At 37.1% G+C, this 240-nt stretch carries 1 pseudogene; it reads right to left on the bottom strand.

From position 1 onward, the window contains the following. Positions 1 to 240 (bottom strand): annotated as a pseudogene (locus ACY2RX_RS14850) (GTPase ObgE); the annotation flags it as partial.

Genomic DNA, 240 nt, shown 5'->3' on the forward strand with positions numbered 1-240 from the left:
CAACCTTCAGCGCCATCCATTCCTGGTTGCGCATATCTTGGCGTTTGGTTTGTAGATAATTTAAAATTCCAGTTTCCGAGACCACCTTTTCATCCAGGTAATAAAACAATTTCTTTTTGATGTTCAGTAATTTCAAAAAGGATTTCATCAGTATCTGCATCTCTCATAATTGTACCTAAAGGAACATCAATATAAACATCTTCACCATCAGAACCTGTGCTTCTACTTTTGCTACCTGCT

This window comes from Polaribacter sp. 2405UD43-2 (assembly GCF_058147125.1).